The 25,953-nt window shown below is 59.5% G+C and carries 26 protein-coding genes, 3 tRNA genes and 1 pseudogene; 21 read left to right on the top strand and 9 right to left on the bottom strand.

All coding sequences use genetic code 11. The features are described 5' to 3' along the window. The first annotated feature begins 179 nt into the window (after positions 1 to 179). From exaC to ACSSNI_RS14745, 10 genes are all read left to right on the top strand, one after another. Positions 180 to 1,700: an acetaldehyde dehydrogenase ExaC gene (exaC, locus tag ACSSNI_RS14790; RefSeq protein ID WP_102835189.1), complete on the top strand. Its 1,521-nt coding sequence runs from the start codon at positions 180 to 182 to the stop codon at positions 1,698 to 1,700. A gap of 243 nt (positions 1,701 to 1,943) precedes the next feature. Continuing rightward, entirely contained in the window at positions 1,944 to 3,059 is a 1,116-nt protein-coding gene (locus ACSSNI_RS14785) for an oxidoreductase (protein ID WP_200639797.1), read from the top strand. 156 nt (positions 3,060 to 3,215) lie between these two features. After that, positions 3,216 to 3,287 (top strand): pyrroloquinoline quinone precursor peptide PqqA, encoded by a 72-nt coding sequence (gene pqqA, locus ACSSNI_RS14780; protein WP_003253598.1) that lies wholly within the window; start codon positions 3,216 to 3,218, stop codon positions 3,285 to 3,287. Positions 3,288 to 3,336: 49 nt separating this feature from the next. Beyond that, entirely contained in the window at positions 3,337 to 4,248 is a 912-nt protein-coding gene (gene pqqB / locus ACSSNI_RS14775) for a pyrroloquinoline quinone biosynthesis protein PqqB (RefSeq protein WP_200639729.1), read from the top strand. 94 nt (positions 4,249 to 4,342) lie between these two features. Further along, on the top strand, positions 4,343 to 5,095 hold the full coding sequence (pqqC, locus tag ACSSNI_RS14770; protein ID WP_102835192.1) for a pyrroloquinoline-quinone synthase PqqC: 753 nt from the start codon (positions 4,343 to 4,345) through the stop codon (positions 5,093 to 5,095). Positions 5,096 to 5,180: 85 nt separating this feature from the next. Then, positions 5,181 to 5,459, top strand: a complete 279-nt coding sequence (gene pqqD, locus ACSSNI_RS14765) for a pyrroloquinoline quinone biosynthesis peptide chaperone PqqD (protein ID WP_102835193.1) — start codon at positions 5,181 to 5,183, stop codon at positions 5,457 to 5,459. After that, complete coding sequence (gene pqqE / locus ACSSNI_RS14760) at positions 5,431 to 6,585, top strand: pyrroloquinoline quinone biosynthesis protein PqqE (RefSeq protein WP_102835194.1); 1,155 nt, start codon at positions 5,431 to 5,433, stop codon at positions 6,583 to 6,585. The genes pqqD and pqqE overlap by 29 nt, the downstream gene beginning before the upstream one ends. Positions 6,586 to 6,630: 45 nt before the next feature. Then, positions 6,631 to 8,529, top strand: a complete 1,899-nt coding sequence (locus ACSSNI_RS14755; protein ID WP_200639730.1) for an alpha/beta hydrolase family protein — start codon at positions 6,631 to 6,633, stop codon at positions 8,527 to 8,529. Positions 8,530 to 8,628: 99 nt separating this feature from the next. Then, on the top strand, positions 8,629 to 9,792 hold the full coding sequence (gene ercA / locus ACSSNI_RS14750) for an alcohol dehydrogenase-like regulatory protein ErcA (RefSeq protein ID WP_102835196.1): 1,164 nt from the start codon (positions 8,629 to 8,631) through the stop codon (positions 9,790 to 9,792). Further along, on the top strand, positions 9,776 to 11,452 hold the full coding sequence (locus tag ACSSNI_RS14745; RefSeq protein ID WP_200639731.1) for a PAS domain-containing hybrid sensor histidine kinase/response regulator: 1,677 nt from the start codon (positions 9,776 to 9,778) through the stop codon (positions 11,450 to 11,452). The genes ercA and ACSSNI_RS14745 overlap by 17 nt, the downstream gene beginning before the upstream one ends. A gap of 69 nt (positions 11,453 to 11,521) precedes the next feature. Here the strand turns inward: ACSSNI_RS14745 and arsJ are convergent, their stop codons facing one another. From arsJ to ACSSNI_RS14715, 6 genes and pseudogenes are all read right to left on the bottom strand, one after another. Further along, positions 11,522 to 12,754 (bottom strand): organoarsenical effux MFS transporter ArsJ, encoded by a 1,233-nt coding sequence (arsJ, locus tag ACSSNI_RS14740; protein ID WP_200639732.1) that lies wholly within the window; start codon positions 12,752 to 12,754, stop codon positions 11,522 to 11,524. Positions 12,755 to 12,814: 60 nt separating this feature from the next. Next, a complete protein-coding gene (locus tag ACSSNI_RS14735; RefSeq protein WP_200639733.1) occupies positions 12,815 to 13,822 on the bottom strand; it encodes an ArsJ-associated glyceraldehyde-3-phosphate dehydrogenase in 1,008 nt (335 codons plus the stop codon). Positions 13,823 to 13,838: 16 nt separating this feature from the next. After that, positions 13,839 to 14,165 (bottom strand): annotated as a pseudogene (locus ACSSNI_RS14730) (YnfA family protein). A 6-nt stretch (positions 14,166 to 14,171) separates the two neighbouring features. Then, positions 14,172 to 14,666, bottom strand: a complete 495-nt coding sequence (locus tag ACSSNI_RS14725) for a phosphatase domain-containing putative toxin (RefSeq protein WP_102835201.1) — start codon at positions 14,664 to 14,666, stop codon at positions 14,172 to 14,174. A 17-nt stretch (positions 14,667 to 14,683) separates the two neighbouring features. Beyond that, the gene (gene arsH / locus ACSSNI_RS14720) at positions 14,684 to 15,397 is read right to left on the bottom strand and encodes an arsenical resistance protein ArsH (RefSeq protein WP_200639734.1); all 714 of its coding nucleotides are present in this window, start codon (positions 15,395 to 15,397) and stop codon (positions 14,684 to 14,686) included. A gap of 185 nt (positions 15,398 to 15,582) precedes the next feature. Further along, positions 15,583 to 15,939 (bottom strand): metalloregulator ArsR/SmtB family transcription factor, encoded by a 357-nt coding sequence (locus ACSSNI_RS14715; RefSeq protein WP_200639798.1) that lies wholly within the window; start codon positions 15,937 to 15,939, stop codon positions 15,583 to 15,585. A 280-nt stretch (positions 15,940 to 16,219) separates the two neighbouring features. Between ACSSNI_RS14715 and arsB the strand changes: the two genes are divergently transcribed. After that, positions 16,220 to 17,299 carry an ACR3 family arsenite efflux transporter gene (arsB, locus tag ACSSNI_RS14710; RefSeq protein ID WP_200639735.1) on the top strand — a complete coding sequence of 360 codons (1,080 nt, stop codon included), beginning with the start codon at positions 16,220 to 16,222 and terminating at the stop codon, positions 17,297 to 17,299. A gap of 50 nt (positions 17,300 to 17,349) precedes the next feature. Beyond that, positions 17,350 to 17,607: a hypothetical protein gene (locus ACSSNI_RS14705; RefSeq protein WP_234484580.1), complete on the top strand. Its 258-nt coding sequence runs from the start codon at positions 17,350 to 17,352 to the stop codon at positions 17,605 to 17,607. An 88-nt stretch (positions 17,608 to 17,695) separates the two neighbouring features. Here ACSSNI_RS14705 and ACSSNI_RS14700 read toward each other — a convergent pair whose 3' ends face one another. Then, the gene (locus ACSSNI_RS14700; RefSeq protein WP_159967741.1) at positions 17,696 to 18,436 is read right to left on the bottom strand and encodes a ZIP family metal transporter; all 741 of its coding nucleotides are present in this window, start codon (positions 18,434 to 18,436) and stop codon (positions 17,696 to 17,698) included. Between the two features lie 206 nt (positions 18,437 to 18,642). Between ACSSNI_RS14700 and gacA the strand changes: the two genes are divergently transcribed. The 8 genes from gacA (at position 18,643) to ACSSNI_RS14660 (ending at position 23,013) form a co-directional block, all read left to right on the top strand. Then, entirely contained in the window at positions 18,643 to 19,287 is a 645-nt protein-coding gene (gacA, locus tag ACSSNI_RS14695) for a response regulator transcription factor GacA (RefSeq protein ID WP_159967740.1), read from the top strand. Then, the gene (uvrC, locus tag ACSSNI_RS14690) at positions 19,287 to 21,107 is read left to right on the top strand and encodes an excinuclease ABC subunit UvrC (RefSeq protein WP_418952675.1); all 1,821 of its coding nucleotides are present in this window, start codon (positions 19,287 to 19,289) and stop codon (positions 21,105 to 21,107) included. The genes gacA and uvrC overlap by 1 nt, the downstream gene beginning before the upstream one ends. Before the next feature lie 34 nt (positions 21,108 to 21,141). Continuing rightward, a complete protein-coding gene (gene pgsA, locus ACSSNI_RS14685; protein ID WP_159967738.1) occupies positions 21,142 to 21,699 on the top strand; it encodes a CDP-diacylglycerol--glycerol-3-phosphate 3-phosphatidyltransferase in 558 nt (185 codons plus the stop codon). Between the two features lie 70 nt (positions 21,700 to 21,769). Then, positions 21,770 to 21,845, top strand: a tRNA-Gly gene (locus tag ACSSNI_RS14680). Positions 21,846 to 21,889: 44 nt separating this feature from the next. Next, a tRNA-Cys gene (locus ACSSNI_RS14675) sits at positions 21,890 to 21,963 on the top strand. 164 nt (positions 21,964 to 22,127) lie between these two features. Beyond that, positions 22,128 to 22,322, top strand: coding sequence for a PLD nuclease N-terminal domain-containing protein (locus ACSSNI_RS14670; RefSeq protein WP_200637209.1), 195 nt, complete (start codon positions 22,128 to 22,130; stop codon positions 22,320 to 22,322). A 143-nt stretch (positions 22,323 to 22,465) separates the two neighbouring features. Next, positions 22,466 to 22,552, top strand: a tRNA-Leu gene (locus ACSSNI_RS14665). 185 nt (positions 22,553 to 22,737) lie between these two features. Then, positions 22,738 to 23,013: a hypothetical protein gene (locus ACSSNI_RS14660; protein ID WP_148924269.1), complete on the top strand. Its 276-nt coding sequence runs from the start codon at positions 22,738 to 22,740 to the stop codon at positions 23,011 to 23,013. Positions 23,014 to 23,572: 559 nt separating this feature from the next. On the opposite strand, the gene ACSSNI_RS14655 is transcribed toward ACSSNI_RS14660, so the two are convergent. Beyond that, entirely contained in the window at positions 23,573 to 23,818 is a 246-nt protein-coding gene (locus ACSSNI_RS14655; RefSeq protein ID WP_019339072.1) for a hypothetical protein, read from the bottom strand. 169 nt (positions 23,819 to 23,987) lie between these two features. On the opposite strand from ACSSNI_RS14655, the gene ACSSNI_RS14650 reads away from it, so the two are divergent. Then, on the top strand, positions 23,988 to 24,740 hold the full coding sequence (locus tag ACSSNI_RS14650) for a FadR/GntR family transcriptional regulator (protein ID WP_200637308.1): 753 nt from the start codon (positions 23,988 to 23,990) through the stop codon (positions 24,738 to 24,740). A 126-nt stretch (positions 24,741 to 24,866) separates the two neighbouring features. On the opposite strand, the gene ACSSNI_RS14645 is transcribed toward ACSSNI_RS14650, so the two are convergent. Further along, positions 24,867 to 25,775, bottom strand: coding sequence for an EamA family transporter (locus tag ACSSNI_RS14645; protein ID WP_200637207.1), 909 nt, complete (start codon positions 25,773 to 25,775; stop codon positions 24,867 to 24,869). Positions 25,776 to 25,953: the final 178 nt, after the last annotated feature.

The raw sequence follows: 25,953 nt of genomic DNA, 5'->3' as shown, positions 1-25,953 counted from the left end.
TCGCATGCGTATTGCATCACTCCGAGACTCGTACAGCTCCATTGCATCTACTACCAAATGAGGAACGCATCTGTCCCTTGGGTGCATTCCGGGCAAGCGGTTGCGCTGCCTAAGATCGTCCCATGTCCTGTCCATGTTCGGTCAGGCTCCGACAAGCAGAAAAATTAGAGAGGCCGCTCATGATTTACGCCCAACCCGGTAAAGAAGGTTCCGTCATTACGTTCAAGCCACGTTATGGCAACTTCATCGGTGGTGAATTCGTTCCGCCGGTCAAGGGTGAGTATTTCGTCAACACCTCGCCGGTCAACGGAGAAGTCATCGCCGAATTCCCGCGCTCCGGGGTCGAGGATGTCGAGCACGCTCTGGATGCCGCCCACGCCGCCGCTGATGCCTGGGGCAAGACCTCTGTGCAGGACCGCGCCCTGGTGCTGCTGAAAATCGCCGACCGTATCGAAGCCAACCTGGAAAAACTGGCCATCGCCGAGACCTGGGACAACGGCAAGGCGGTCCGCGAAACATTGAACGCCGACGTGCCGCTCGCGGCTGACCATTTCCGTTACTTCGCCGGCTGCATCCGTGCGCAGGAAGGCAGCGCCGCTGAAATCAACGAGCACACCGCGGCTTATCACTTCCACGAGCCGCTGGGTGTAGTCGGTCAGATCATTCCGTGGAACTTCCCGTTGCTGATGGCTGCGTGGAAGCTCGCTCCGGCCTTGGCCGCGGGTAACTGCATCGTGCTCAAGCCGGCCGAACAGACGCCGCTGTCGATCATGGTCTTTGCCGAGCTGGTCGGTGACCTGCTGCCACCAGGCGTGCTGAACATCGTTCAAGGCTTCGGCCGCGAAGCAGGCCAGGCGCTGGCTACCAGCACTCGTATCGCCAAGATCGCGTTCACCGGTTCGACCCCGGTTGGTTCGCACATCATGCGCTGCGCTGCCGAGAACATCATTCCGAGCACCGTGGAGCTGGGTGGCAAGAGCCCGAACATCTTCTTCGAAGACATCATGAATGCTGAACCGGCATTCATCGAAAAAGCCGCTGAAGGTCTGGTACTGGCGTTCTTCAACCAGGGTGAAGTGTGCACCTGCCCGTCGCGTGCACTGATTCAGGAGTCGATCTTCGAACCCTTCATGGAAGTGGTGATGAAGAAGATCAAGGCGATCAAGCGTGGCAACCCGCTCGATACCGACACCATGGTCGGCGCTCAGGCCTCCGAACAGCAGTTCGACAAGATCCTGTCGTACATGGAAATCGCTCAACAGGAAGGTGCTGAGATTCTCACAGGCGGTGCCGCCGAGAAGCTCGAAGGCGGCCTGGCGACCGGTTATTACGTGCAGCCGACCCTGATCAAGGGCCACAACAAGATGCGCGTGTTCCAGGAAGAGATCTTTGGGCCGGTGGTTGGGGTTGCGACCTTCAAGGACGAGGCCGAAGCCTTGGCGATTGCCAACGACACCGAATTCGGTCTCGGTGCTGGCGTCTGGACCCGCGACATCAACCGCGCTTACCGCATGGGCCGTGGCATCAAGGCCGGTCGCGTCTGGACCAACTGCTATCACCTGTACCCAGCGCACGCGGCGTTCGGCGGCTACAAGAAGTCCGGTGTTGGTCGTGAAACCCACAAGATGATGCTCGATCACTACCAGCAGACCAAGAACCTGCTGATCAGCTACGACATCAACCCGCTGGGCTTCTTCTAAGCGCGCGGCACTGCAACTTGAGAGACCCGGCGCGTTCGCTCCAGCGCGCCGGCTGACTTGCTCGCACGCGATCAGTGCGGGGACCCTCGACCGACCGGGTGCGGCAGGTGGTCCATCAACGCAACGCGGCCCCAAAGGCCGCGTTTTTTTATGCCCTCGCCAAGCCCGGCGAGCGTAAGGGGCGAACTCCAACGCCTGTTGCACCTCAGATTCAGCATGACCCACGTTCATGAGGACTTGCTGATGCCCCAATTGCTCGAACCTGCCCAGCTGAATCAGCTGCGCCTGCGCAACCGCGCCGTGCTGGCTCCGATGACCCGCGTAAGCGCCGAGCCGGAAGGGCAACCCAACGAATTGATGCGTGACTACTACCAGGCGTTTGCCGAGGGCGGATTCGGCCTTTTGATTACCGAAGGCACCTACACCGACATCGCTTACAGCCAGGGTTACCTGAACCAGCCAGGCCTGGCCACCGAGGCACAACGTGACAGCTGGAAGCCGATTGTCAGTGCGGTCCATCAGGCCGGTGCAGCCATCATTGCCCAGCTGATGCACGGCGGCGCACAGACTCAGGGCAACATCCATCACGCCCGTCACGTAGCCCCATCGGCAGTCCAGCCTGGCGGGCGGCAGTTGAGCTTCTATGGCGGCGAAGGCCCTTACGCAACGCCGGCAGAGATGACCGAGGCAGAAATCCAGGAAGCGATTGCCGGCTTCGTCCAGGCAGCAAAACATGCACGCGACGCCGGATTCGATGGAGTGGAGTTGCACGGCGCCAATGGCTATCTGTTGCACGAGTTCATGACAGCCGAGTTCAATCAGCGCACCGATCGGTGGGGCGGTGACTACAAGGCGAGACTGGCCTTGCCGCTGGAAATCATCCGCGCGGTACGTGAAGAGGTCGGGCCGGACTTTGTCGTGGGTATGCGGCTGTCACAAGGCATGGTCACTGACAGCCGGCTCAAATGGGACGGGGGCCTTGAGGCCGCGCGCTATCGTATCGCCACGCTAGCCGCCGCCGGGCTCGACTATATCCACGTAACCGAAGCCGACATCAGTGCCCCGGCATTCGAGGAGGGCGAGAGTCTGGCGGCTATTGCCAAAGGTGCCGTCGAGATTCCGATCATCGGCAACGGCGCCATCGGCACCGGTGATCAGGCGCAACAACTGCTCGACGCTGGCGTGCTGGACTTCGTGGCGATAGGCAAGGCGGCGCTGGCCAATCATGACTGGCCGCTGCGTGTACAGGAACAGGCCCCGCTGACCGCGTTCGACTTCGATATGTTCTCGCCGATGGCGACAATCACCAACGAGCTGGCCTGGCGCGGCACCCACGGCCGCTCTGCTGTGCGCCGCTGAGCAGGCAGGTTAGCGCGCGTTACGAAAACGGAGGCAGTCGAGGCACTACCAATGCAGAGCGCTGTCTCCTTCCAAAGTACCATTCCGCTTTTGACGGATCAGGGTGCTTAATGAGTTGCCGGAATACTTCCGTCATCACAAAAAGAGGAATCAGCCATGTGGACTAAACCTGCTTTTACCGACCTGCGCATTGGTTTCGAAGTCACCATGTACTTCGCCAATCGCTGATTGAACTGCCCCGGCCCCGGTCGGGGCTCCGTTTTTTTGGGAGCTGCCCATGTTCATCCAGATTTTAGGTTCTGCTGCTGGCGGCGGCTTTCCTCAGTGGAACTGTAATTGTGCTAACTGCGCCGGGCTGCGAGCCGGCACGCTCCGTGCTCAGGCGCGCACCCAGTCGTCCATCGCCATCAGCGACAATGGCGAGGATTGGATCTTGTGCAACGCCTCGCCTGATATCCGCGCGCAGCTCGAAGCCTTTCCCAAGCTGCAGCCGGCACGGGCGCCGCGCGACACCGCGATTGGCGCCATCATTCTGCTGGACAGCCAGATCGACCACACTACCGGTCTGCTGACACTGCGCGAAGGTTGCCCGCATCAGGTTTGGTGCACCGAGATGGTCCACCAGGACCTCACCACGGGTTTCCCGCTGTTCAACATGCTGGAACACTGGAACGGCGGACTGCGCTGGAATCGGATTGCGCTGGAAGGCAGCTTCCGCATTCCGACTTGCTCGCAACTCGAAATCACGCCAATCCCGCTGCGCAGCTCGGCGCCGCCGTATTCACCGCACCGCAACGACCCGCATCCCGGTGACAACATCGGCCTGCTGATCGTGGACCATAACACCGGCGGCAAGCTGTTCTACGCACCGGGCCTCGGTAAGGTCAGCCCTGAGCTACTGGAGCTGATGGGAGGTGCAGACTGCCTGCTGGTTGACGGTACGCTCTGGCGCGACGACGAAATGCAGGTGCGCGAAGTCGGGACCAAGCTGGGCTCCGAAATGGGCCACCTGCAACAAAGCGGGCCTGGCGGCATGATCGAAGTGCTCGACGGTATGCCCGCCGCACGCAAGATTCTCATCCACATCAACAACACCAATCCGATCCTCGACGAGGATTCCGCTGAACGCGCAGTGCTCGAGGAGCATGGGATCGAGGTTTCGTTCGATGGCATGAGTATCGAGCTGTAGCCTGCATCCGCCCGCGATCACCAGAGAACTCAGTGGCTGAAGGTGCTCACCTGTGCCTGAAGGAACAGCCCGCACAACCCGTAAGGAAGTTTTTATGACCCTGCCAGCCATGACTCCGTCCGAGTTCGAAGCAGCGCTACGCGCCAAGGGCGACTACTACCACATTCATCATCCGTTTCACCGCGCCATGTACGAAGGCCGCTCGACCCGCGAGCAGATTCAGGGCTGGGTCGCCAATCGCTTCTACTATCAGGTCTGCATTCCGGTGAAGGATGCGGCGATCATGGCTAACTGTCCGGATCGCGATACCCGCCGGGAGTGGGTCCAGCGCATCATTGATCACGATGGCAGCCCAGGCGAGGAGGGCGGCATAGAAGCCTGGCTGCGCTTGGCCGAGTCGGTGGGCCTGGACCGGGAGCAGGTGCTGTCGCAGGAACTGGTGCTGCCGGGCGTGCGCTTCGCCGTCGACGCCTATGTCAATTTCGCCCGCCGCGCCGTCTGGCAGGAGGCTGCCAGCAGTTCACTCACCGAGCTGTTCGCCCCGACCATTCACCAGTCCCGTCTGGACGCATGGCCACAGCACTACAGCTGGATTGATGCGTCCGGTTACGACTACTTCCGCAAACGCTTGAAGGAAGCGCGCCGCGACGTCGAGCATGGCTTGCGCATTACGCTCGAGCACTACAAAACACGAGAAGCTCAGGAGCGCATGCTGAATATTCTTCAGTTCAAACTGGACGTCCTCTGGAGCATGCTGGATGCCATGAGCATGGCTTATGAGCTGGACCGTCCGCCGTACCATACGGTGACCCGCGAGCGCGTCTGGCATAAGGGCATCAGCTTCTAACCGGCTGACTGAACGGCCTGATGAGCCCCGGGGCGGCAGCCCACCGCCTCATATCGATGATGTTTTACTGGCGAGACAGAGGACCATGAGCGATATCCAACTGACGCAGATTCCAGTCTTTCGCCGCGGTTTCCGCTTTCAATGGGAGCCGGCGCAGAACTGTCATGTGCTGCTCTATCCCGAAGGCATGATCAAGCTGAATGAGAGCGCATCAGCGGTTCTGGGCGAGGTCGATGGCACTCGGAGCGTGGGCGCCATTGTGGCTGATCTGCAGAGCCGCTTTCCCGATGCCGAGGGCATCGAGGAGGACATCGTCGCATTCCTGGAGGTAGCCGTTGAACGGTTCTGGATCGAGCTTCGCTAAGCCGGGTTTCGAGCCCGGTCCGCCGCTGTGGCTATTGGCCGAGCTGACCTATCGCTGCCCGCTGCAGTGCCCCTATTGCTCGAATCCGTTGGACTTCGCGCGCAGCCACGATGAGCTGAGCACAGCCGAGTGGATTGAGGTGTTCCGCCAGGCACGCGAGATGGGCGCGGCACAACTGGGATTTTCCGGCGGCGAGCCGTTGGTTCGCCAGGATCTGGCCGAGCTGATAAAGGCGGCACGGGATCTGGGCTACTACACCAACCTGATCACCTCCGGCATCGGCTTGACCGAGGAGAAGATCGCCTCGTTCGCCGACGCTGGGCTCGACCATATTCAGATCAGCTTTCAGGCCGCCGACGAAGAGGTGAACAACCTGCTGGCGGGCTCGAAGAAGGCGTTCGCACAGAAGCTTGCGATGGCGCGCGCGGTCAAGGCGCACGGCTATCCGATGGTGCTGAATTTCGTGACCCATCGGCACAATATCGACAACATCGACCGGATCATTCAGCTCTGTCTGGAGCTGGAAGCGGACTTCGTCGAACTCGCGACCTGTCAGTTCTACGGTTGGGCCGAGCTCAACCGCGCCGGCCTGCTGCCGAGCAAGGAACAGCTGGTGCGTGCCGAACGCATCACTAATGAATGGCGCGACAAGCTCGCTGCCGAGAACCACCCCTGCAAACTGATCTTCGTCACGCCGGACTATTACGAAGAGCGCCCCAAGGGCTGCATGAACGGCTGGGGCAACCTGTTCCTCGACATCACTCCAGACGGTACGGCACTACCGTGCCACAGTGCGCGACAGCTGCCCATCACGTTTCCGAACGTCCGCGAGCAAAGCATCGAGCAGATCTGGAAGCACTCGATGGGCTTCAACAAATTCCGCGGTTTCGACTGGATGCCCGAGCCGTGTCAGTCATGTGACGAGAAGGAAAAGGACTTCGGCGGCTGCCGCTGCCAGGCCTTCATGCTCACAGGCGATGCTGCCAACGCCGATCCCGTGTGCAGCAAGTCGTCTCATCACGACAAGATTCTTGCAGCGCGTACCGAGGCCGAGCAGTCTCCGCGCGGGCTGGATGAACTGACCTTCCGCAACGAAAAGGCGTCAAAGCTGATTCTCAAGGTGTAGGTCCGTTTAAAGAACGGCAGCCTGACCGACCGGGATCGACCAGTGATGATCAAGACAGAAACGCCGTACGGCTTTTGGATGAGTGAATGGACTGCTGAAAAAGCGGCGTCGGCCAGCCGCGATTTCGCTGAGCTGCGTGCCGGACATGGCGGGTTGCTCTGGATTCAATACGACCCAGCTGATGCCCGTTGCACGCTGTGGTACTGGCGCAACGGTACAACACAGTGCCTGACCCCTACGGGCTTCTCGCTGCGCAGCCGGGTATACGAATACGGTGGCGGTGCGTTTACTCTCACCGATGAAGGCGTTGCGTTCGTCAACGAAAAGGATCAGCAGATCTATCTGCAAGCCATTGACGGTTCGAGCGCGAGCCAGCCGGCGGCGCTTACCTCGCGCCCGCAATGCCGTTACGGCGATCTGCAATATGATCGCCGCCGTGGCGCGATCCTGGCGGTCGAGGAAGCCCATGATGAAGAGGACGTCCGGCATCGGTTGGTAAGCGTTTCGCTTGCAGGCGTGCATCAGATGCTTGTCGAAGGTGCCGACTTCTATGCCTCGCCTACGCTGGACGCTACAGGTGAGCGTCTGGCCTGGATTCAATGGCAGCGTCCCGAGCAACCCTGGACGGCTACCAGTCTCTGGATCGCCGACGTCCTAACAGACGGCCAACTCGGCCCCGCGGTGTGCATGGCTGGCAGTGACGATTCGGAGTCACTGCAACAGCCTCGCTTCGCCAGCAACGGCGACCTGTTTTGCCTGACCGACCGCGCCGGCTGGTGGCAGCCCTGGCGGAGCCAAGGCGATTCTCTCGTGCCCGTGGAGTGCTTCGCTCGACATCGCTTCGACCACGCTCCGGCGCCCTGGCAGTTAGCGACCGTCAGCTATGTGCCGTTGACTGGCGGTGCCTGGCTATCGACTCGGCTGGTGGAGGGGTACGGCCTGCTTTTCGAGCATGACGCCGGGGGAAGCGAGCGGCAGCTCGCGCCTGCATACAGTCGTTGTCGTCAGTTGGCCGTGGATGAGCACCGCTACTATTGCATTGCCGGGGCTCCTGATCGTATGCCCGCCGTGCTGGCAATCGAACGTCTAACCGGTGAAATTGCGATCCTGGCCGGCGGCGAACAGCCCTTGCCGGCCGAGCAGCTGTCTTGCGCGCAACCGTTCAGTTTTGCGACGGGCCAGGAGGAGGTGGCGCACGCCTTTTTCTATCCGCCGCGCAATGCCGACTGCCTTGGCCTGCCCGGGGAGAAACCTCCGCTGGTCGTGTTCATGCATGGCGGGCCGACCTCCGCGAGCTATCCGGTTTTCGACCCGCGTATTCAGTACTGGACGCAACGGGGCTTCGCCGTCGCCGATGTCAATTACCGGGGCAGCAGTGGATTTGGCCGAGCCTATCGGCAGCGGTTGCGCGGCGAATGGGGCGTAGTGGACGTCGAGGATGCGTGCGCGGCGGTGCAGGCATTGGCCGTTCGCGGCCAGATCGATTCCGCGCGCACCTTCATTCGAGGCTCCAGCGCGGGCGGTTACAGCGCACTCTGCGCGTTGGCCGCCGATGCCGGCTTTACTGGCGGTGCCAGCCTCTACGGGGTCAGCGACCCGATGGCCTTGCGGCGCGTGACGCACAAATTCGAAGCGGATTATCTGGATTGGCTGATAGGCGATCCTGAGCGTGACGCTCAGCGATACAAGGAGCGGACGCCGCTTAACAACGCTGCACAGATACGGGTTCCGGTGATTTTCTTCCAGGGCGCGCTGGATGCGGTGGTTCTGCCCGAACAAACCGAGTCCATGGTGGACGCATTGCGCGAGCAGGGTGTGCGGGTGGAATATTGCCTCTATCCGCAAGAACGTCATGGTTTTCGCCAGGCAGCCAACCTGGCAGATGCATTGGAGCGCGAGTGCCGCTTCTATATGTCGCTGCTGGGTCGAACCGGCGGCCAGTAAAGCAGCCCTCGCACCGCCATGCTCCGTTTTGCCGATTGCTTTGATGGAGGAAAGCAGTACGCTTGCCAAAAGTAACAAATAATAACGAGAGGCCGTCGTATGAGCCCCAACCTTAGCCTGCAACGTAAGTTCGTATCCCCAGAGATCGTGTTTGGCGCGGGCTGTCGGCACAGCGCCGGCAATTACGCAAAAAATTTCGGCGCCCGAAAGGTGCTGCTCGTGTCCGATCCAGGCGTGGTAGCGGCCGGTTGGGTCGGTGACGTCCAGGCAAGTCTGAGCCGGCAGGACATCGACTACCACCTGTTTACCCAGGTGTCGGCCAACCCCCGCTCAGAAGAAGTGATGCTGGGTGCCGAGATGTACCGCAGCGAGGGGTGTAACGTCATCGTCGCGGTTGGCGGCGGCAGCCCGATGGACTGCGCCAAGGGCATCGGTATCGCGGTGGCGCATGGCCGGAATATCATCGAGTTCGAGGGCGTCGACACGCTGCGTGTGCCAAGCCCACCGTTGATTCTGATTCCCACGACCGCGGGCACTTCTGCCGACGTTTCGCAGTTCGTGATCATTTCCAACCAGACCGAGCGGATGAAGTTTTCCATCGTCAGCAAGGGCGCCGTACCGGATGTCTCACTGATCGATCCGGAAACCACCCTCAGCATGGATCCGTTCCTGTCGGCTTGTACGGGTATTGATGCGCTGGTCCATGCCATAGAAGCCTTCGTTTCGACTGGCCATGGACCGCTGACCGATCCGCACGCGCTGGAGGCGATGCGGCTAATCAACGGCCATCTGGTTGAGATGATCGCCAATCCGGCAGACATCCAACTGCGCGAGAAAATCATGCTCGGTAGCATGCAGGCCGGCTTGGCCTTCTCCAACGCGATCCTTGGCGCAGTACACGCGATGTCGCACAGCTTGGGCGGTTACCTGGACCTACCGCATGGTCTGTGTAATGCGGTTTTGGTCGAGCACGTGGTGGCGTTCAACTACGATTCAGCGCCGGATCGCTTCAAAGTGGTCGCTGAAACCCTTGGTATCGATAGTCGCGGGCTGAGCCATCGGCAGATCCGTGAACGGCTCATGCAACATCTGATCAGTCTCAAGCAGGCCATTGGTTTCCACGAAACACTGGGTTTGCATGGCGTGGACCTCTCCGACATCCCGTTTCTTTCGCAGCACGCTATGCAGGACCCCTGCATTCTGACCAACCCTCGTTCGTCGACCCAACGAGACGTTGAAGTGGTCTATGCCGAAGCACTCTGAACAAGACGATGCGCTCGCCGGGCTCCTTGGGCTGGGTACACATTCCGCCCGCAAGAGCCATTACCCTGAGCTCGTGGCCCGTCTTGAAGAACTCGAGGCCGAGCGCAACCGCTACAAATGGCTGTTCGAACATGCTGTGCACGGCATTTTCCAGGCAAGCCTTCAGGAAGGCATCCGTGCAGCCAATCCAGCCCTGGCAAGGATGCTCGGCTACGAAAACCCGGCCGAGGCGCTCTGGCACCTGACCGATCTGTCGCATCATCTGTTCATCGGTGGTGAGGCCGAACTCGAGCAAATTCGCCACACCCTGAAGACCCAGCAAGGCCTGTTCGGGTATGACACCCGTCTGCGCCGCAAGGACGGCACCGCTATTGATGTGATCATGAACCTCTTGCTCAAGCCCGACGAAGACGGCTTGGTCGAGGGTTTTGTAGCGGACATCACCGATCGCAAACTGGCCCAGATGCGCCTGTTGCAACTCAATGAGCAGCTTGAACAGCGGGTCACCGAGCGGACCCTAGAGCTGCGTAAAGCGCGGGATGCTGCCGAGGCGGCGAACCACAGCAAAGATAAATACCTGGCCGCCGCCAGCCACGATCTATTGCAGCCGCTCAATGCCGCACGTTTGTTGATCTCGACACTAAGGGAGCGCCGGCTGCCGGATGCTGAGACCAATCTGGTCGAGCGGGCGCATCAGGCGCTAGAAGGGGCCGAAGATTTGCTTACGGACTTGCTGGATATTTCCAAATTGGACCAGCAGGCGATAAAACCCGACATCGACGTCTATCGTCTCGATGAAGTGCTGTTACCACTGGTTTCTGAATTTCAGTCCGTGGCGGATGCAGCCGGCCTTGGTTTTGACCACTACATTCCGGCCTACGCGTTGCGCAGCGATTTCCGGCTGCTGACGCGCATCCTGCGTAATTTTCTCAGCAATGCCTGCCGCTATACCGATCACGGCCGCGTATTGCTGGGCGCGCGCAAGCGCGGAGAATACCTGCGCATCGAGGTCTGGGACACCGGTAGGGGAATCGAAGCGGATCAGATGCAATCGATCTTCCTCGAATTCAATCAGCTGGGTGTACAGCGCGCCACCGAGCGCCCCGGCGTCGGGCTGGGTCTAGCCATTGTCGATCGAATTGCCTCGATGCTGGCCTATCCGATTCAGGTGCGTTCGCAGCTTGGTCGAGGCTCCGTCTTCAGCATTGATGTGCCACTGGCCGATCCGCCGGAGCACCTGCCGGTCGAAGCGCCTGGGCTCATGCCAGTGCTTGGCAACCCGTTACCGGGGCGTCGTTTGCTGGTCCTCGACAACGAGCTGAGCATCCTCCACAGCATGGCTGCGTTGCTGGGGCAATGGGGCTGCGACGTGTTGACGGCCACCGACCAGGAAGCCGCGTTAGCTGTGCTCGAAGGAACGCCGCCCGAGGCAATTCTCGCCGACTACCATCTCGATCAGGGCGTGACCGGCTGGGAAGTGGCCACTGCGTTGAGGGAGCACTTTGCGCAGCCAATTCCCGTGGTGATGGTGACGGCCGATCGCAGCGACCAGTGTCGCCGCCAACTGCACGGGTTTGGCGTGCCAGTGCTGAACAAGCCAGTCAAGGCGGGGAAATTGCGATCGGTACTGAGTCACTTGCTTAGCGATAGCCACCGCTGATAGACCCAAGGGGCGAGCAGGCGGTGTACCAGCGAAGCGCGGAACGCCGCGCTGCTCGCTGCATCACGCTCAACTGCTTGGTGTGATTGCGTGATGACGGTGCGGCAGGGCGATCGAGATCAGTGCAGCGAGCAGCACAAAGACGCTCGATATCCAGAGGCAGGCCTCGAGTCCATATCGCTGATAGACCCAACCAGAGAGGAGGGTGCCAACCAATCGGCCCAGCGCGTTGGACATGTAATAGAAGCCGACGTCCAGCGATACACCGTCGGCCTTTGCATAAAAGACGATCAGGTAGCTGTGCAGCGATGAGTTTATGGCGAAAAGCGCTCCAAACAGCAGCAAGCCGCCGAGCAGTATCGCCTGGGCTGACCAATCGGTGCTCAGCCCCAACGCGATCCCCCCCGGCAAGCCGGCCAGAAGCAGCGCCCAACCAAACGCCGAGCGCCCGTCTGGAACCTCACCGCGCCTCTTGCCCGTAATAGCCGGGGCGAGCGATTGGACGATGCCGTAGCCGATTACCCAGAGCGCGAGAAAGCCGCCTACCTGCCAGAAGTCCCAGCCAAACACCGCGGACAGATAGACCGGTAGCGCCACCACGAACCAGACATCTCGGGCGCCGAACAGGAACAGCCGTGCGGCTGACAGAACATTGATGGCCCGGCTCTTGGAGAGCATTTCGCGAAACTTCGGTTTCGCCTTGGCCTTGCCCAGGTCTTTTTTCAGCAGTACCAGACTGGAAATCCAGATCAGCGACAGTGCTGCGGCCATGACGAGAAGTGATCCGCGAAAGCCGATAACTGCAAGCAGGGCACCGCCGAGGAAAAAGCCAACCCCCTTCAGCGCGTTCTTCGACCCGGTCAACACAGCTACCCACTGGTACAGCGTGCCTTGCTGACCCTCCGGCACCAAAAGCTTGATCGAGCTCTTGGCACTCATCTTGTTCAGGTCCTTGGCAATGCCTGACAGCGCTTGCGCGCCCATCACCCAGGGAATCGTCAGCCATGCGGCGGGCACCGTGAGCATCATCAGGGCCACGACCTGCATGGCGAGTCCAATGTTCATGGTGCGGTTGAGCCCAATTCGGGCTCCCAGGTAGCCGCCAACCAGATTGGTGATGACACCGAACACTTCATAGAAGAGAAACAGGGCGGCAATTTGCAACGGCGTATAGCCCAGCGCATGAAAGTGCAGCACTACCAGCATCCGCAGCGCACCATCGGTCAGGGTGAAGGCCCAGTAGTTGCCGGTCACCAGCAAATACTGGCGAACCTCCGGGGCGAGGCGGGAGAGGGCGTGCATGACGAGTCCTGTGGCGGTGCGGAGGGTACGGATGGCGTCGCGAGCGCGCCATCCTCGGGATCAATCGGCTAGACCGACCTTGCGTGCCAATTCCACGGTGCGGTTGGCGTAGCCCCACTCGTTGTCGTACCAGGCATACAGTTTTACCTGTGTGCCGTTCACGACCATGGTCGACAATGCATCGATGATCGAGGAGCGTGGGTCGGTGCGGTAGTCGATGGAAACGAGCGGCCGCGCTTCATAGCCAAGGATGCCCTTTAGTGGACCTTCGCTTGCCGCGGCCTGCAGTAGCGTGTTGACTTCCTCGACAGAGGTGGCTCGCTCGACTTCGAAAACGCAGTCGGTCAGCGAAGCATTGGCGAGCGGGACCCTCACCGCGTGGCCGTTGAGCTTGCCGCGCAACTCCGGAAAGATCTCGGCGATCGCGGTGGCTGAACCGGTGGTGGTTGGGATCAGGCTCATGCCCGAGGCTCGGGCGCGACGCAGATCCTTGTGGGGCTGATCGAGGATGCTCTGGGTATTGGTCAGGTCGTGGATCGTGGTAATCGAACCATGGCGGATGCCCAGGTGTTCATGGATCACCTTGACCACCGGGGCGAGGCAGTTGGTGGTGCAGGAGGCTGCGGTAACGATCCGGTGCAGCGCTGGATCGAACAGCGTGTCATTAACCCCCATGACGATATTGAGTGCCCCGGCTTCCTTGACCGGCGCGCTGACGACGACACGCTTGACGCCCTGATCGAGGTAGCCTTGCAGCACGGCCACCGTCTTCATCTTGCCGCTGGCTTCGATGACCAAATCACAGCCGGACCAATCGGTATCGGCAATGGCCTTGTTAGCAGTGACCCGGATTCGTTTGCCATCCACAACAATGCAATTGCCGTCGCTGCTTGCTTCGTGCTGCCAGCGGCCATGCACCGAGTCGAAATTCAGCAGGTGGGCGTGAGTGGCTGCGTCCCCGGCGGGATCGTTGATCTGGATGAATTCCAGCTCCGGCCAGTCCCAGGCCGCGCGTAGGGCCAGACGGCCGATCCGGCCGAAACCGTTGATACCGATTTTGAGCGTCATGGTTGATTTCCGTAAGTCAGGCGCCGCGAGGCGCAAACATGATGATGGCCATGCCGACCAATGCGACGGCCGACCCCAGTAGATCCCAGCCGGTAGGCCTGATGCCGTCGACGAGCCACAGCCAGACGATTGCAGCGCCGATGTAAACGCCGCCTTAGGCGGCATACACGCGCCCGGCTGCTGTCGGGTGCAGCGATAACAGCCAAGCAAACAGCATCAATGATGCCGCGGCAGGTATCAGGAGCCAGGCGCTTTTGCCTTGACGAAGCCATAGGTACGGCAGATAGCACCCGACGATTTCGGCCAGTGCGGTGATGAAGAACAAGCCAAAGGTCTTCAGCATCAGAGGTCAGTCGCCAAATTGTGCGAGCCAGCCGACATGGGCCGGGTGTTGAATGGCTTTGGGCCGAAGCGCCTGGACCTCTTTCACGGCGGTCTCCCGGGGCATGCCCAGCTCGATCAGGATGCGCGCGGCAATCAGCCCGGTGCGTCCGGAACCACCCTTGCAGTGGATCGCCAGCGTGGCGCCTTCGGCCAGTCGCGCAAGGATGATTTCCCGATGGCGATGCCAAGCAGAATCGAAGTCAGCCTGCGGGACCTGTTCATCGGACACCGGTAGCTGCAACCACTCCATGCCAAGCTCGGCGCAGCGAGCCGGAAGGTCATCCGCATGGTTGGCTGCCAGCTCGGCATTCGGCATCAGCGTGATAAGTACCTGCGCGCCAGCTGATTCGATCGTCGTCAGCGCTTCACTTACGTCGGTGCCCTTGGTGCCAGGGCATGGCGTGAACATCAAACGGCCTGCGTAACCCGGGATATCGAGAACGTCATAGGGGTGCGACATGGTTGCCTTTCCTTGTTTCAAATCGAGCGCTGATTGACGCGTGCTGACAGGGCCTCGGCCGATTCCTTGCGTTCGGAGTAGCGATCGACAAGGTAGCCACCGCGTCCACGTATCAGCAGCGTGAACTTGGCCAGTTCCTCCATCACGTCCAAGACCCGGTCGTAATAGGCTGAAGGTTTCATTCGCCCGGCGTCGTCGAACTCCAGAAACGCCTTAGGTACTGAAGACTGGTTGGGGATCGTGACCATCCGCATCCAGCGGCCCAGCACGCGCATCTGATTCACCGCATTGAAGGACTGCGAGCCCCCACAGACCTGCATCAGCGCCAGGGTCTTGCCCTGCGTCGGGCGGACGGCACCCATGCTCAGCGGTACCCAGTCGATCTGTGCCTTAAACACCGCACTCATCGCACCGTGTCGTTCCGGCGAGCACCACACCTGGCCTTCCGACCAGATCACCAGTTCGCGCAGCTCCTTCACCTTGGGATGAGATTCGGGCGCGTCGTCTGGCAAGGGCAGGCCGGCGGGGTCGAAGATTCGCGTTTCGCAACCCATTGCCTCCAACAGACGCGCCGCCTCCTGGCTCATCAAGCGACTGAACGAGCGTTCGCGGTTCGAGCCATAGAGCAACAGAATGCGCGGTTTGTGTGCTGGATTGCTGGGCAGGTTGAGCTTATCCAGACTCGGTAGGTCGAGATGCTCGAGGTCGATATTGGGAAGACTTTCGTTCATTGCTTTTCTCGCATCAGGGCGTCACTCATCATTCGCGGCGTTCGCATCGAGCCGGTTGCGGAAGGGCGGGAATAGCCGCCATGCGTACCTGGAAATTCGAGCCTGTCGTCGAACGCGCACGGGCTGATGCGTGCGGAGCCGCGCTAGCTGTGCACGGCCATTGCGCTCTCACGGATCGCTCCGATTCAGCCGCAGACTGCCGCGCGGTCAGGCCGGTCATGCATGCGTTCAAGGCGCTCAGCATCACTACTCAACCATTGTTTATTGGCATTGAGCACGACCTGCAGCATCTCGTGAACCCAATCGGGTAGATGCGGGTGCAGTCGGTAATACACCCACTGCCCCTGGCGTCTGTCTTCAAGGATTGCGCAGCTTCTCAACTGGGAGAGATGCCGCGAAATCTTAGGCTGGCTTTGCTCAAGCGCGGTCGTCAGCTCGCAAACGCACAGTTCCCCTTTGAGCGTGATCAGCAAGGTCATGCGCGCTCGGGTTTCATCGGAGAGGCATTTAAAAACCATGTCAGGCGTTAGAGGTTCGATCATGGAATTCATGGCCTGGACGATGTGATTGACGTGGAGCAGGCTCCACACGGAAAGCTGAGAATATATTGATAGCCGCATATACTGTAAAGCGAATATGCTCAGACGGTTTCTTGGCAAGCTCGGCTGCAAAAGCGCAGCAGCATGACCGGGCCGTGACTTTCGATGGGGGTGAACTGCCGTGCGCGGCCCATGGCCCATCAGATGACTTCGATGCTGACGGAGCTGCCACCGGCTGCTAACACTTCAGAACTGCGACCTAGATGAAATAACGAGAAGCTCCATGTCTACCCAATGCGAAACCATAGGAAAAAAAGCCGCAGGTGCGCCAATCGGTTTCTTTGAGCGTTACCTGACCCTCTGGGTCTTTCTGTGCATCGTTGCCGGGACGCTCATCGGCCTGTTTGCGCCAAAGGCGGCACAGACGGTCGGTGCGATGGAGCTGGCAAACGTGAACATCCCCGTAGGGGTGCTGATCTGGGTGATGATCATCCCGATGCTGATGAAAATCGACTTCAGCGCACTTCATGAGATCTTTGAGCACCGCGTCGGTATGGGCGTGACCCTCCTCGTGAACTGGGCTATCAAACCCTTCACCATGGCGTTTCTCGCCTGGCTGTTTCTCCGACACGTATTCGCAGATTGGCTGCCGGCTGACCAGATCGATAGCTACGTCGCCGGCCTGATCCTGCTCGGCGCGGCCCCTTGCACAGCCATGGTGTTCGTCTGGAGCAACCTGTGTAACGGCAACGCCAACTTCACCCTGACTCAAGTAGCAGTAAACGACTTGATCATGGTGTTTGCTTTTGCGCCCATCGTGGCCTTGCTGCTAGGAGTCTCGTCGATCCCTGTGCCGTGGGATACGCTGATCCTTTCCGTCGTGATGTATATCGTCATCCCGCTTACGGTTGCCCAGTTCATTCGCTCCCGCCTTCGCAGGCGCGGTGAAGACAGATTTCAGGCAGCACTGGCCCGTATTCAGCCGTTCGCTATCCTGGCGCTGCTGGCGACACTCGTGTTGCTGTTCTCCTTTCAAGGTGAAGCGATTGTCGAACAGCCTCTGGTGATCGCCATGTTGGCGGTGCCGATCCTGCTGCAAACGCTCGTGATTGCCGCGTTGGGTTACTGGCTCAACCGACAGCTGAAAGTGCGCCATGACATCGCCGGGCCGTCCGCCATGATCGGCGCGTCGAATTTCTTCGAGCTCGCGGTAGCCGTCGCCATCGTGCTGTACGGCTTCAACTCGGGCGCGGCACTGGCGACGGTCGTAGGGGTGCTCATCGAGGTGCCGGTTATGCTTTGGCTGGTTCGTACCGTCAACAAAAGCCGAGACTGGTACGAGCGGGCGCTGCCGCGAGACTAAAGGAGAAACAGGTGGACGCTTTCACGTGGCTCAATAATTAGCTGTTGCGAATGGATTGGCTGTCCTCTCTGGTGCGCTTACTGCTCGAAGAGGTATTCGGCCTGGACCTGGCCAGCCGCCTGGGGGGCAGTCTGCATTTCTTCATATATGACGTAATTAAGATTTTCATTCTGCTGTCGGCTTTGATCTTCCTGATTTCGTGGGTACAAAGTTACTTTGCACCGGAACGCACCCGGTGGATTGAAAGTCGTGTCGATGGGAAAAGTACTGACGCAGGGGAAGCCGAGAGGTTGTTGCTGGCTCTTTGAGCCGAGAGCCCACCCATCACTAGTTACATGCTTACCCGTCGTCATGGCGCGGTGACGGTACAGGCGGTACACCTCGCGCGTGCCCCGGCTAGCCGCCCTGAAAGCTGAGCAGCAACACCGAATAGCCGACCGAGCCGAGCAGGAAGGCACTGAAGCGGCTATCGCGCTCTTCGGGTAACTCCTCTTTCAATACGTTCAGAATGATCGAGCCGCCTACAAAAGCGGTCAGTGCCGACACGGCGAGCTCCGAAATCTCCGTAGCGAGGCCGAGCGTCCAACCGGCCAGCGGCATCGCGGCGAGGAACCAGCGACCGCGGCGCCTGAATAACCCCTTGTGGTCGTGCTGAAGGGCAAAGTCATTGACCAGAAAATGCAGGCCCATCGCGACACAATAGAGCACCAGGGTAGTCAGGCTGCTGTTTTCACCCTGAATCAGCAGATAACCAATGAGGCCGTTGTAGACGGCGAATGCGCCGATATGCAGCCAGAACACACCCGCATGAGATTCGGCATGTTCCGGCAAGCGACGGCGATGTTCCTTGATCAGCCGTTCCAAGCCATAGAATGAGGCGAGGCCAAGCAGCGCCAGCAAGTAGACATGATGCTCCAAATAGCTGAGCACCCAAATGTCACTGCCGTCCATCACCGCCTGACCGCGCGCCAGTTCGGGCAGCAGATGGACGAACACGTAGGCGACCGAAACGCCGCCAGCCATGGAAAGCCACCGGCTACGAGGCAGGCTATCGAGCCTGCGCAAACGGCCTGCAAAAACATGAACGGTAGCCAGAACAAAGGCGGCGACGAAGCTGGCAAACAAGAGTGACTCCATACATGGGTAACGATTTGATCATTACCAATGACTTCAGTCTGCGCTCTCGCGTTCACTCGGCATGCCTCGTAACTCAATCCCGTGATGCCAAAACGCCATGCTGCGATGTATGGTCTGGGTAATGCAGTATTTTTTTTGTTAAAGTTCGCCGCTTATGAAGCGAGCAGCCAGCCCAGCTTTGAATTTGTCCAGAAAGAGGTGTCTGCTTGATTAGAGTGCTTGTGGTCGACGACCACGATCTAGTACGCACAGGCATTTCCCGCATGCTTGCCGATATCGATGGCTTGCAAGTGGTCGGTCAGGCGGAATCCGGTGAGGCGGCGATCAAGAAGTCCCGTGAGCTCAAGCCGGACGTCGTCTTGATGGACGTCAAGATGCCCGGCATTGGCGGCCTCGAGGCGACACGCAAGCTGCTGCGTAGCCATCCTGACATCAAGGTCATAGCGGTCACCATTTGCGAGGAAGATCCGTTTCCAACACGGCTGCTTCAGGCCGGGGCGGCTGGCTACCTGACCAAAGGCGCTGCGCTGGAAGAAATGATCCAGGCGATTCGCATGGTGTTCGCCGGCCAGCGCTACATCAGCCCACAGATCGCCCAGCAACTCGCGCTGAAGTCTTTTCAGCCCAAGGTCAACGGCTCACCTTTCGATCTATTGTCCGAACGGGAAATTCAGATCGCGCTGATGATCGCGAACTGTCAAAAGGTCCAGGCTATTTCCGACAAGCTCTGTTTGTCGCCCAAGACCGTGAATACCTACCGCTATCGCATCTATGAAAAGCTGTCGATCACCAGTGACGTCGAGCTAGCGTTGCTCGCCGTACGACACGGCATGGTCGACACCATCAATTGATGAGCGGCTTCGATTCTTCAGCATTCCTGGCTTCTTGCAGCGGACGTCCCGGCGTCTATCGGATGTTCGATGCCGAAGCCAAGCTGCTTTATGTAGGAAAAGCGAAGAACCTTAAAAAGCGCCTGGCCAGTTACTTTCGCAAGGTCGGGCAAGCACCGAAAACAGCCGCGCTCGTGGCCAGAATCGCCCAGGTCGAAACGACGATTACGGCCAACGAAACCGAAGCGCTACTGCTTGAGCAAACGCTTATCAAGCAATGGCGGCCGCCGTACAACATTCTGCTACGCGACGATAAGTCGTACCCCTATGTTTTTCTTTCCAGTGGGGACTTTCCTCGGCTCAGCATTCATCGAGGCGCCAAGAAGGAGATCGGCCGCTATTTCGGCCCCTATCCCAGCGCCGGCGCCATCCGCGAAAGTCTGAGCTTGTTGCAGAAGGCATTCTTCGTCCGCCAGTGTGAAGACAGCTACTACCGAAACCGCACCCGCCCGTGCCTGCAGTACCAGATCAAACGCTGCAAGGCGCCGTGTGTGAATCTGGTGAATCCAGAGGAATATGCCGAGGACGTTCGTCATTCGGTGATGTTTCTGGAAGGGCGCAGCAATGCTCTGGCTGAGGAGCTTTCAAAGAACATGGAGAAGGCGGCGATGGCGCTTGATTTCGAGCGTGCCGCGGAGATACGCGATCAGATAGGCATCCTGCGACGTGTCCAGGATCAGCAAAGCATGGAAGGCGGCAGCGGCAACGTTGATATCGTCTCAGCCGTGGTGAGCCCGGGCGGCGCTTGCGTCCACCTGATCAGCGTGCGCAGTGGAAGAGTGCTGGGCAGCAAGAATTTCTTCCCTCAGGTGGCAATAGAGGAAAGTGTCAGCGACGTACTGCAGGCATTTTTGGAGCAGTATTACCTCAGCTCCATGGAGCGCGATCTGCCGGCCGAGTTGATCGTCAACGCCGTGCACGAAGACTTCGGAACACTCATCAGCGCGGTCGTCGAGTTACGCGACGTCGAATTGACCATCACCCATCGGGTACGCGGTACACGCGCGCGCTGGCAGCAGCTGGCACTGACCAACGCCGAGCAAGCACTCGGTGCGAGACTGGCAAGCCGCCAGCATCTGGCTGCACGGTTCCAGGCGCTGGCCGAAGCATTGGAGATGGATGAACAGCCAAGTCGGCTGGAATGCTTCGATATCAGCCACTCCAGTGGCGAGGCTACCGTGGCGTCCTGCGTAGTGTTCGGTCCGGAAGGGCCGTTGAAGTCTGACTACCGGCGCTACAACATCGAAGGCGTTACCGCAGGTGACGATTACGCCGCAATGCACCAGGCGCTGTCCCGTCGTTTCAGAAAAGCAGCCGAGGGGGAGGGCAAGCTACCGGACATCTTGCTGGTGGACGGTGGCAAGGGCCAGCTCAACATGGCTCGTGAAGTGCTGCAGGAGCTCGCCGTGCCCGACTTGATCCTGCTGGGCGTTGCAAAAGGCGTCACCCGCAAGCCGGGCCTGGAGACCCTCTATCTGAACGATGCAGCGCATGAATTCACGCTACCAGGCGACTCGCCAGCGCTCCACCTGATCCAGCAGGTGCGCGACGAAGCCCACCGGTTCGCGATCACCGGCCACCGAGCGCGACGGGGAAAGGCGCGCACCACCTCAACATTAGAGGGGGTTGCCGGCATCGGACCGAAACGCCGCCGAGAACTGCTCAAACACTTCGGTGGTCTTCAAGAACTTAGCCGTGCGAGTCTTGACGAGATTGCCAAGGCGCCGGGTATCAGTAAAAAGCTTGCCGAGTCGATTTATGCCGCTCTGCACAGTGAGTAGAATCTCCCTCTAAATCCGCGGACCAGTGGTATCGATGAACATCCCAAACATTCTCACCGTGCTACGCGTACTGCTGATACCGATCATCATCCTGTTGTTCTATCTGCCTTTCCAATGGAGCTACCTTGCGGCAAGCGCGGTATTCGCCATCGCGGCCATCACTGACTGGCTGGATGGTTATCTGGCCCGCAAACTTCAGCAGAGCACACCCTTCGGCGCCTTCCTTGATCCAGTGGCGGACAAACTGATGGTGGCTGTGGCCCTGGTGCTGCTGGTTGAGGAGCATTCGAACCTCTGGTTGACCTTGCCGGCAGCGATCATTATTGGCAGGGAAATTGTGGTGTCAGCTTTGCGCGAATGGATGGCAGAGCTGGGCGCCCGGGCACAGGTGGCGGTGTCCAATCTGGGCAAGTGGAAAACAGCGGCACAAATGGTGGCGCTCATCATTTTGCTGGCTAACCCCCCGCTGACGACTGTATGGGTTGGGCTGGGTTATGCCTTGCTGATCGTCGCCGCCGGGCTAACGTTGTGGTCAATGGCCAATTACCTGATGGCCGCCTGGCCTCATCTAAGCCCTACTGAAAAGAAATAAAAAACTTTTTTAATCAAGGGCTTGACGGGGCGTGCTGAAACTATAAAATGGCGCCCGTCACCAAGACGATGCGGGAATAGCTCAGTTGGTAGAGCACGACCTTGCCAAGGTCGGGGTCGCGAGTTCGAGTCTCGTTTCCCGCTCCAGTTTGTTGACGATGACGCCGCTGCATGCGGCGTTATCGTTTTGAGGCCGGTTGGCAGAGTGGTTATGCAGCGGATTGCAAATCCGTGTACGCCGGTTCGATTCCGACATCGGCCTCCAGTAATAAAAAAACCGCAAGCGAAAGCTTGCGGTTTTTTTATGCGCGCTCAATTTGTGATTCGTGACACTGCATCTTGGTCTGGTCTGGTGAGCATCCTCTCTAGCCGGAACTGTAGCGCCTCGGACGGTGACTGAAACATAGAGAGTCTATTAAGGAGTCCTCTATGTCAGATACGATGAGCTACCTTGCAATTGCGCTTGCTGGCGCCGTTATCGTGCTGGATCTGTTGGCCATCATCAGCGTGTTCAAAAGCGATCGAAGCGTCGGTGCGAAAGCCCTATGGGCGCTGGGTATCGCCATCTTTCCGATTCTCGGGCTGGTGTTCTGGCTGATCGTCGGCATGCGCCGTCGTCATTGAATCTTTACGTCGTAAGCCTAACTTCGGGCTGTTCCATGGCAGCAAACTCGCTACAGACGCGCCGGCATCGCCGTTCGGGTTGCGCCTCGGCCAGAGCCTCGTTATAGTCCTGCGCCGCGATCAACGTCGCGCATCACCGTCCCGCCCGGATGGCGAAACTGGTAGACGCAAGGGACTTAAAATCCCTCATCCGAAAGGGTATGCGGGTTCGATTCCCGCTCCGGGCACCATCGGGACACACTGATACATCCGTATCTAAACCGGCCGCCGCAGCCGGTTTTATTTTTTATAGGGCAGCCCGCCTCTGCGCTATGGCTCATTGCATGTGACCAGTGGCACCCTATCGTCGTGAACGCAGCCCCGCCACGCTCCTCTTATCCTGTAGTGCATTTGCTATGGCAGAGGAGATTAAACGATGGCCAATGACCCTGACGGTCTCTCAAACCAGAATAACGATCCTTCGCACGCCGAGCGCGCGGGCAAAGAGGATGTGATCATTCCCGGTTCACCACCTCCGTTGGGATCCGAGCGAACGGATGTCAGTCCCGGTAGCGAAGCAGGCGTGGATGAGTTGCCGAACAATGACGGCAAGACTCCACGAGACAATGCCAAGCGAGGAGGGGAGATGAATAATGTCCCTGATATCGACCCCGACAGTGCAGAACTGGATGACGCACCTAATCCCCGTTAGCAGTCGCGCAATTAAAAAGCCCCGCACGGGGCGGGGCTGCAGGCGTTTAGCCAGTCGTTCCGTTGTCCTTTAACTCGCACTCCTGCGAACGCTCCTTGTCGAGCCTCCCTGGCCCGCTGCGCGTCCTGCGCTACTGGTGATTAGAGTAGGCGAGACAGAGACGACGCGAAATCATCCAACTTCACCAGTGTGGGTCAGCCGAGGCTTACGCCGAGTAGGCGATCAACGCATCGGTGTATATATCGAGCGAGATACTTTGCCCATGATCAAAAGCGTTTATCGCGTCAGCCTTGCCGCAGGGGCGTTGCTGACGCTGGCTGGCTGCAGTGCGTTCGAGGGCGTGCCAGCCGCTCAACCAACAGACGAGTACGTATTGGCCTGCGAGAAAGTTGAGCAACCTGGATGTGAGACTCGTGCAGAGCAGCTCTGTCCAGAGGGTTACGACACCCTCAGCAGCGAAGAAGATTTTGCACGAAAGGAGTTGCGAGTCAGATGCACAGGTGAGGCAAACCCGCCCTAGTTCGGACGGCCGCAGGAGCGGGCCGTCCGCTTGGGACGATCAATCAGCGGAATCGAGTAACGCCTGGGCCTGCTCGAGAACCTGGAGCGATTGAGTGTGGTCGCCCGCTTTGTGCAACTGCTCTCCTTCCGCTCGGAGTTCTTTTACTTTTTCCAGCGTTGCCGGATCGCTTGGCGGATTGGTCTCGAGCTGCTTGTCGATCTTGGCCATGTCCATCGGGCAGTGCATAGCCCAAAGCGGCGTACTTACAACCGCGGCAGCGAGCAGTAACATGATTCGGCGCATGATGTCGGTCTCCTGACTGATGATTGTCAGTGCAGTATAGGATTCACGCTGAACCCCGCCGTTTTTCGGACGCAAGGTAGGATCGAGCAATAGACGGTGGTCGGATAGTTATCGTACAACTACTGAGCTATGATACGGGTTACTTCGCTTCAACGAGATTGATGTGTCCATGGAAAATCAGATCGCCCAGCCGCGTGTTCGCCGTAAGCATCGCAGCCTCGCACAGGAGCTGGTGACCGAGCTGTCGCAGCAGATCCGCGACGGCGTTATCAAACGCGGCGACAAGCTGCCGACAGAGTCAGCGATCATGCAGGCTCAGGGGGTCAGTCGCACGGTAGTGCGTGAGGCGATCTCCAGGCTGCAAGCGTCCGGACTGGTCGAGACTCGCCATGGCATTGGTACTTTCGTGCTCGATACCCCGAGCACCACAGGCCTGCGCATCGACCCGGCTACCATCGGAACGTTACGCGACGTGTTGTCGATTCTGGAGCTGAGGATCAGCCTGGAAGTCGAATCCGCTGGGCTCGCGGCACAGCGCCGGACTCCCGAACAATTGACAGCTATGCGGGAATTTCTGGATTCGCTCCAGCGAAGTGCTGCGCTTTCCAGTGAAGCCGCCGTGTCGGATTTCCAGTTCCATCTGCAAATCGCCGAAGCAACGGGCAACCGTTACTTCACGGACATCATGAATCACCTAGGCACGGCGATCATCCCGCGCAGTCGGCTGAATTCCGCACGCCTGGCACATGATGATCAGCCGCATTACCAACAGCGCCTCGGTCGTGAACACGAGCAGATCTACGACGCCATTGCCCGCCAGGACGCCGAATCAGCCCGAGCTGCGATGCGCCTGCATCTCACCAACAGCCGCGAGCGTCTGCGCCAGGCCCATGAAGAGGCGGAGACGGAAAAGGTCAGCTGATCGACTCTTCAGCCCCCACAACGCCAGTGGCCCGTCCGGTCTCTATCGGGCCGCTGGCAATACTGCTTTGAAGCCAATTCCCATCCGTAGGCGCTGTTCGCGCCTACCCATCACCGGTTCGCCTGATCAGTGCTTGCGGTACGCCAGCAGGACAATGCCTCCCACCACGATGAAGCCACCCAGTATTTGCAGTGGACCCAACATCTGGCCAAGTATCAGCCACCCAAGCAGCATTCCGGCGACCGGCTCCATATTCATGACCGGGGCGTTGCGAGCGATGTTCAGCCGCGGCATGCAGATGAACAGTGTGGAAAACGCCGCGCCATAGAGAAGCACCAGGCACCCCAGCGCGATCCAGCCGACGGTTGCGCTGGGCAGGCCTAGCCCTCCCGGGATCAGACCGCTGGCACCGAGCAGGGCCGAGGCGCTGAACACCAGAATCAGCGTCAGCATGCTCCGTACCGAGCCAGCCATGCTAGACAGCTTATGCTCGGTGACCCACAACGCTAGGGCAAACACCGCGGCGGCGGTCAGACTGAATAGAATGCCCGACACCCATTGACCATCAGGCGCCTCACTGCTGATCAGCCGCGTCGGGACATCGAGCACCAATACCAGGCCGATCAGAATCAACCCCATGATCGCCAGCGCCTGACGGGTCGGTCTCGGGCCGCCAAGCGCCCAGCTCAGGAGCGCGAGCATGATGGGTGAGAGATTGACCACCAGCAGAGCCAGTGCGACAGGAATGCGCGCGACCGCCGAATAGATGCAGAAGCTCTGGATCGTGATCAACAGTCCCAGAAGGGTCTGCCAGCGCCACGTTGCAGCGCTCAAACGCAGGGACTCGCGCCGCCAGAGCACGAGCGCAGCGAGGGCCAGCAGCGTCGCACCCGCGCGGCAGAGCATGGCCAGCAACAGGCCGGTGTCGTGATCGAAGGCAATGCGAGCAGCGATATGATTGGCGGCGAACGAGCAAGCCAGGGTGGCGAGGATTACTACGGCAATGTGGCGCGGAAAGGGTGTGGCAGTTTGCATCGGTTCAATCCTGTCCTGAGCAGCTTCACTGGGTTCGGTTGCGGCCTGTGGTAGGCATGACAGTGGTTCGTCGTTTGGTTGCGTTAACGGCTTACTGGCTTAATCGAGTAGGAGGCGGATTCACATCCGCCGTCCTCTCACACCACCGTACGTACGGTTCCGTATACGGCGGTTCAGG

The sequence above is a fragment of the Stutzerimonas tianxiuensis genome, from assembly GCF_053470365.1.
This window is presented reverse-complemented; position numbering and strand designations above follow the sequence as displayed.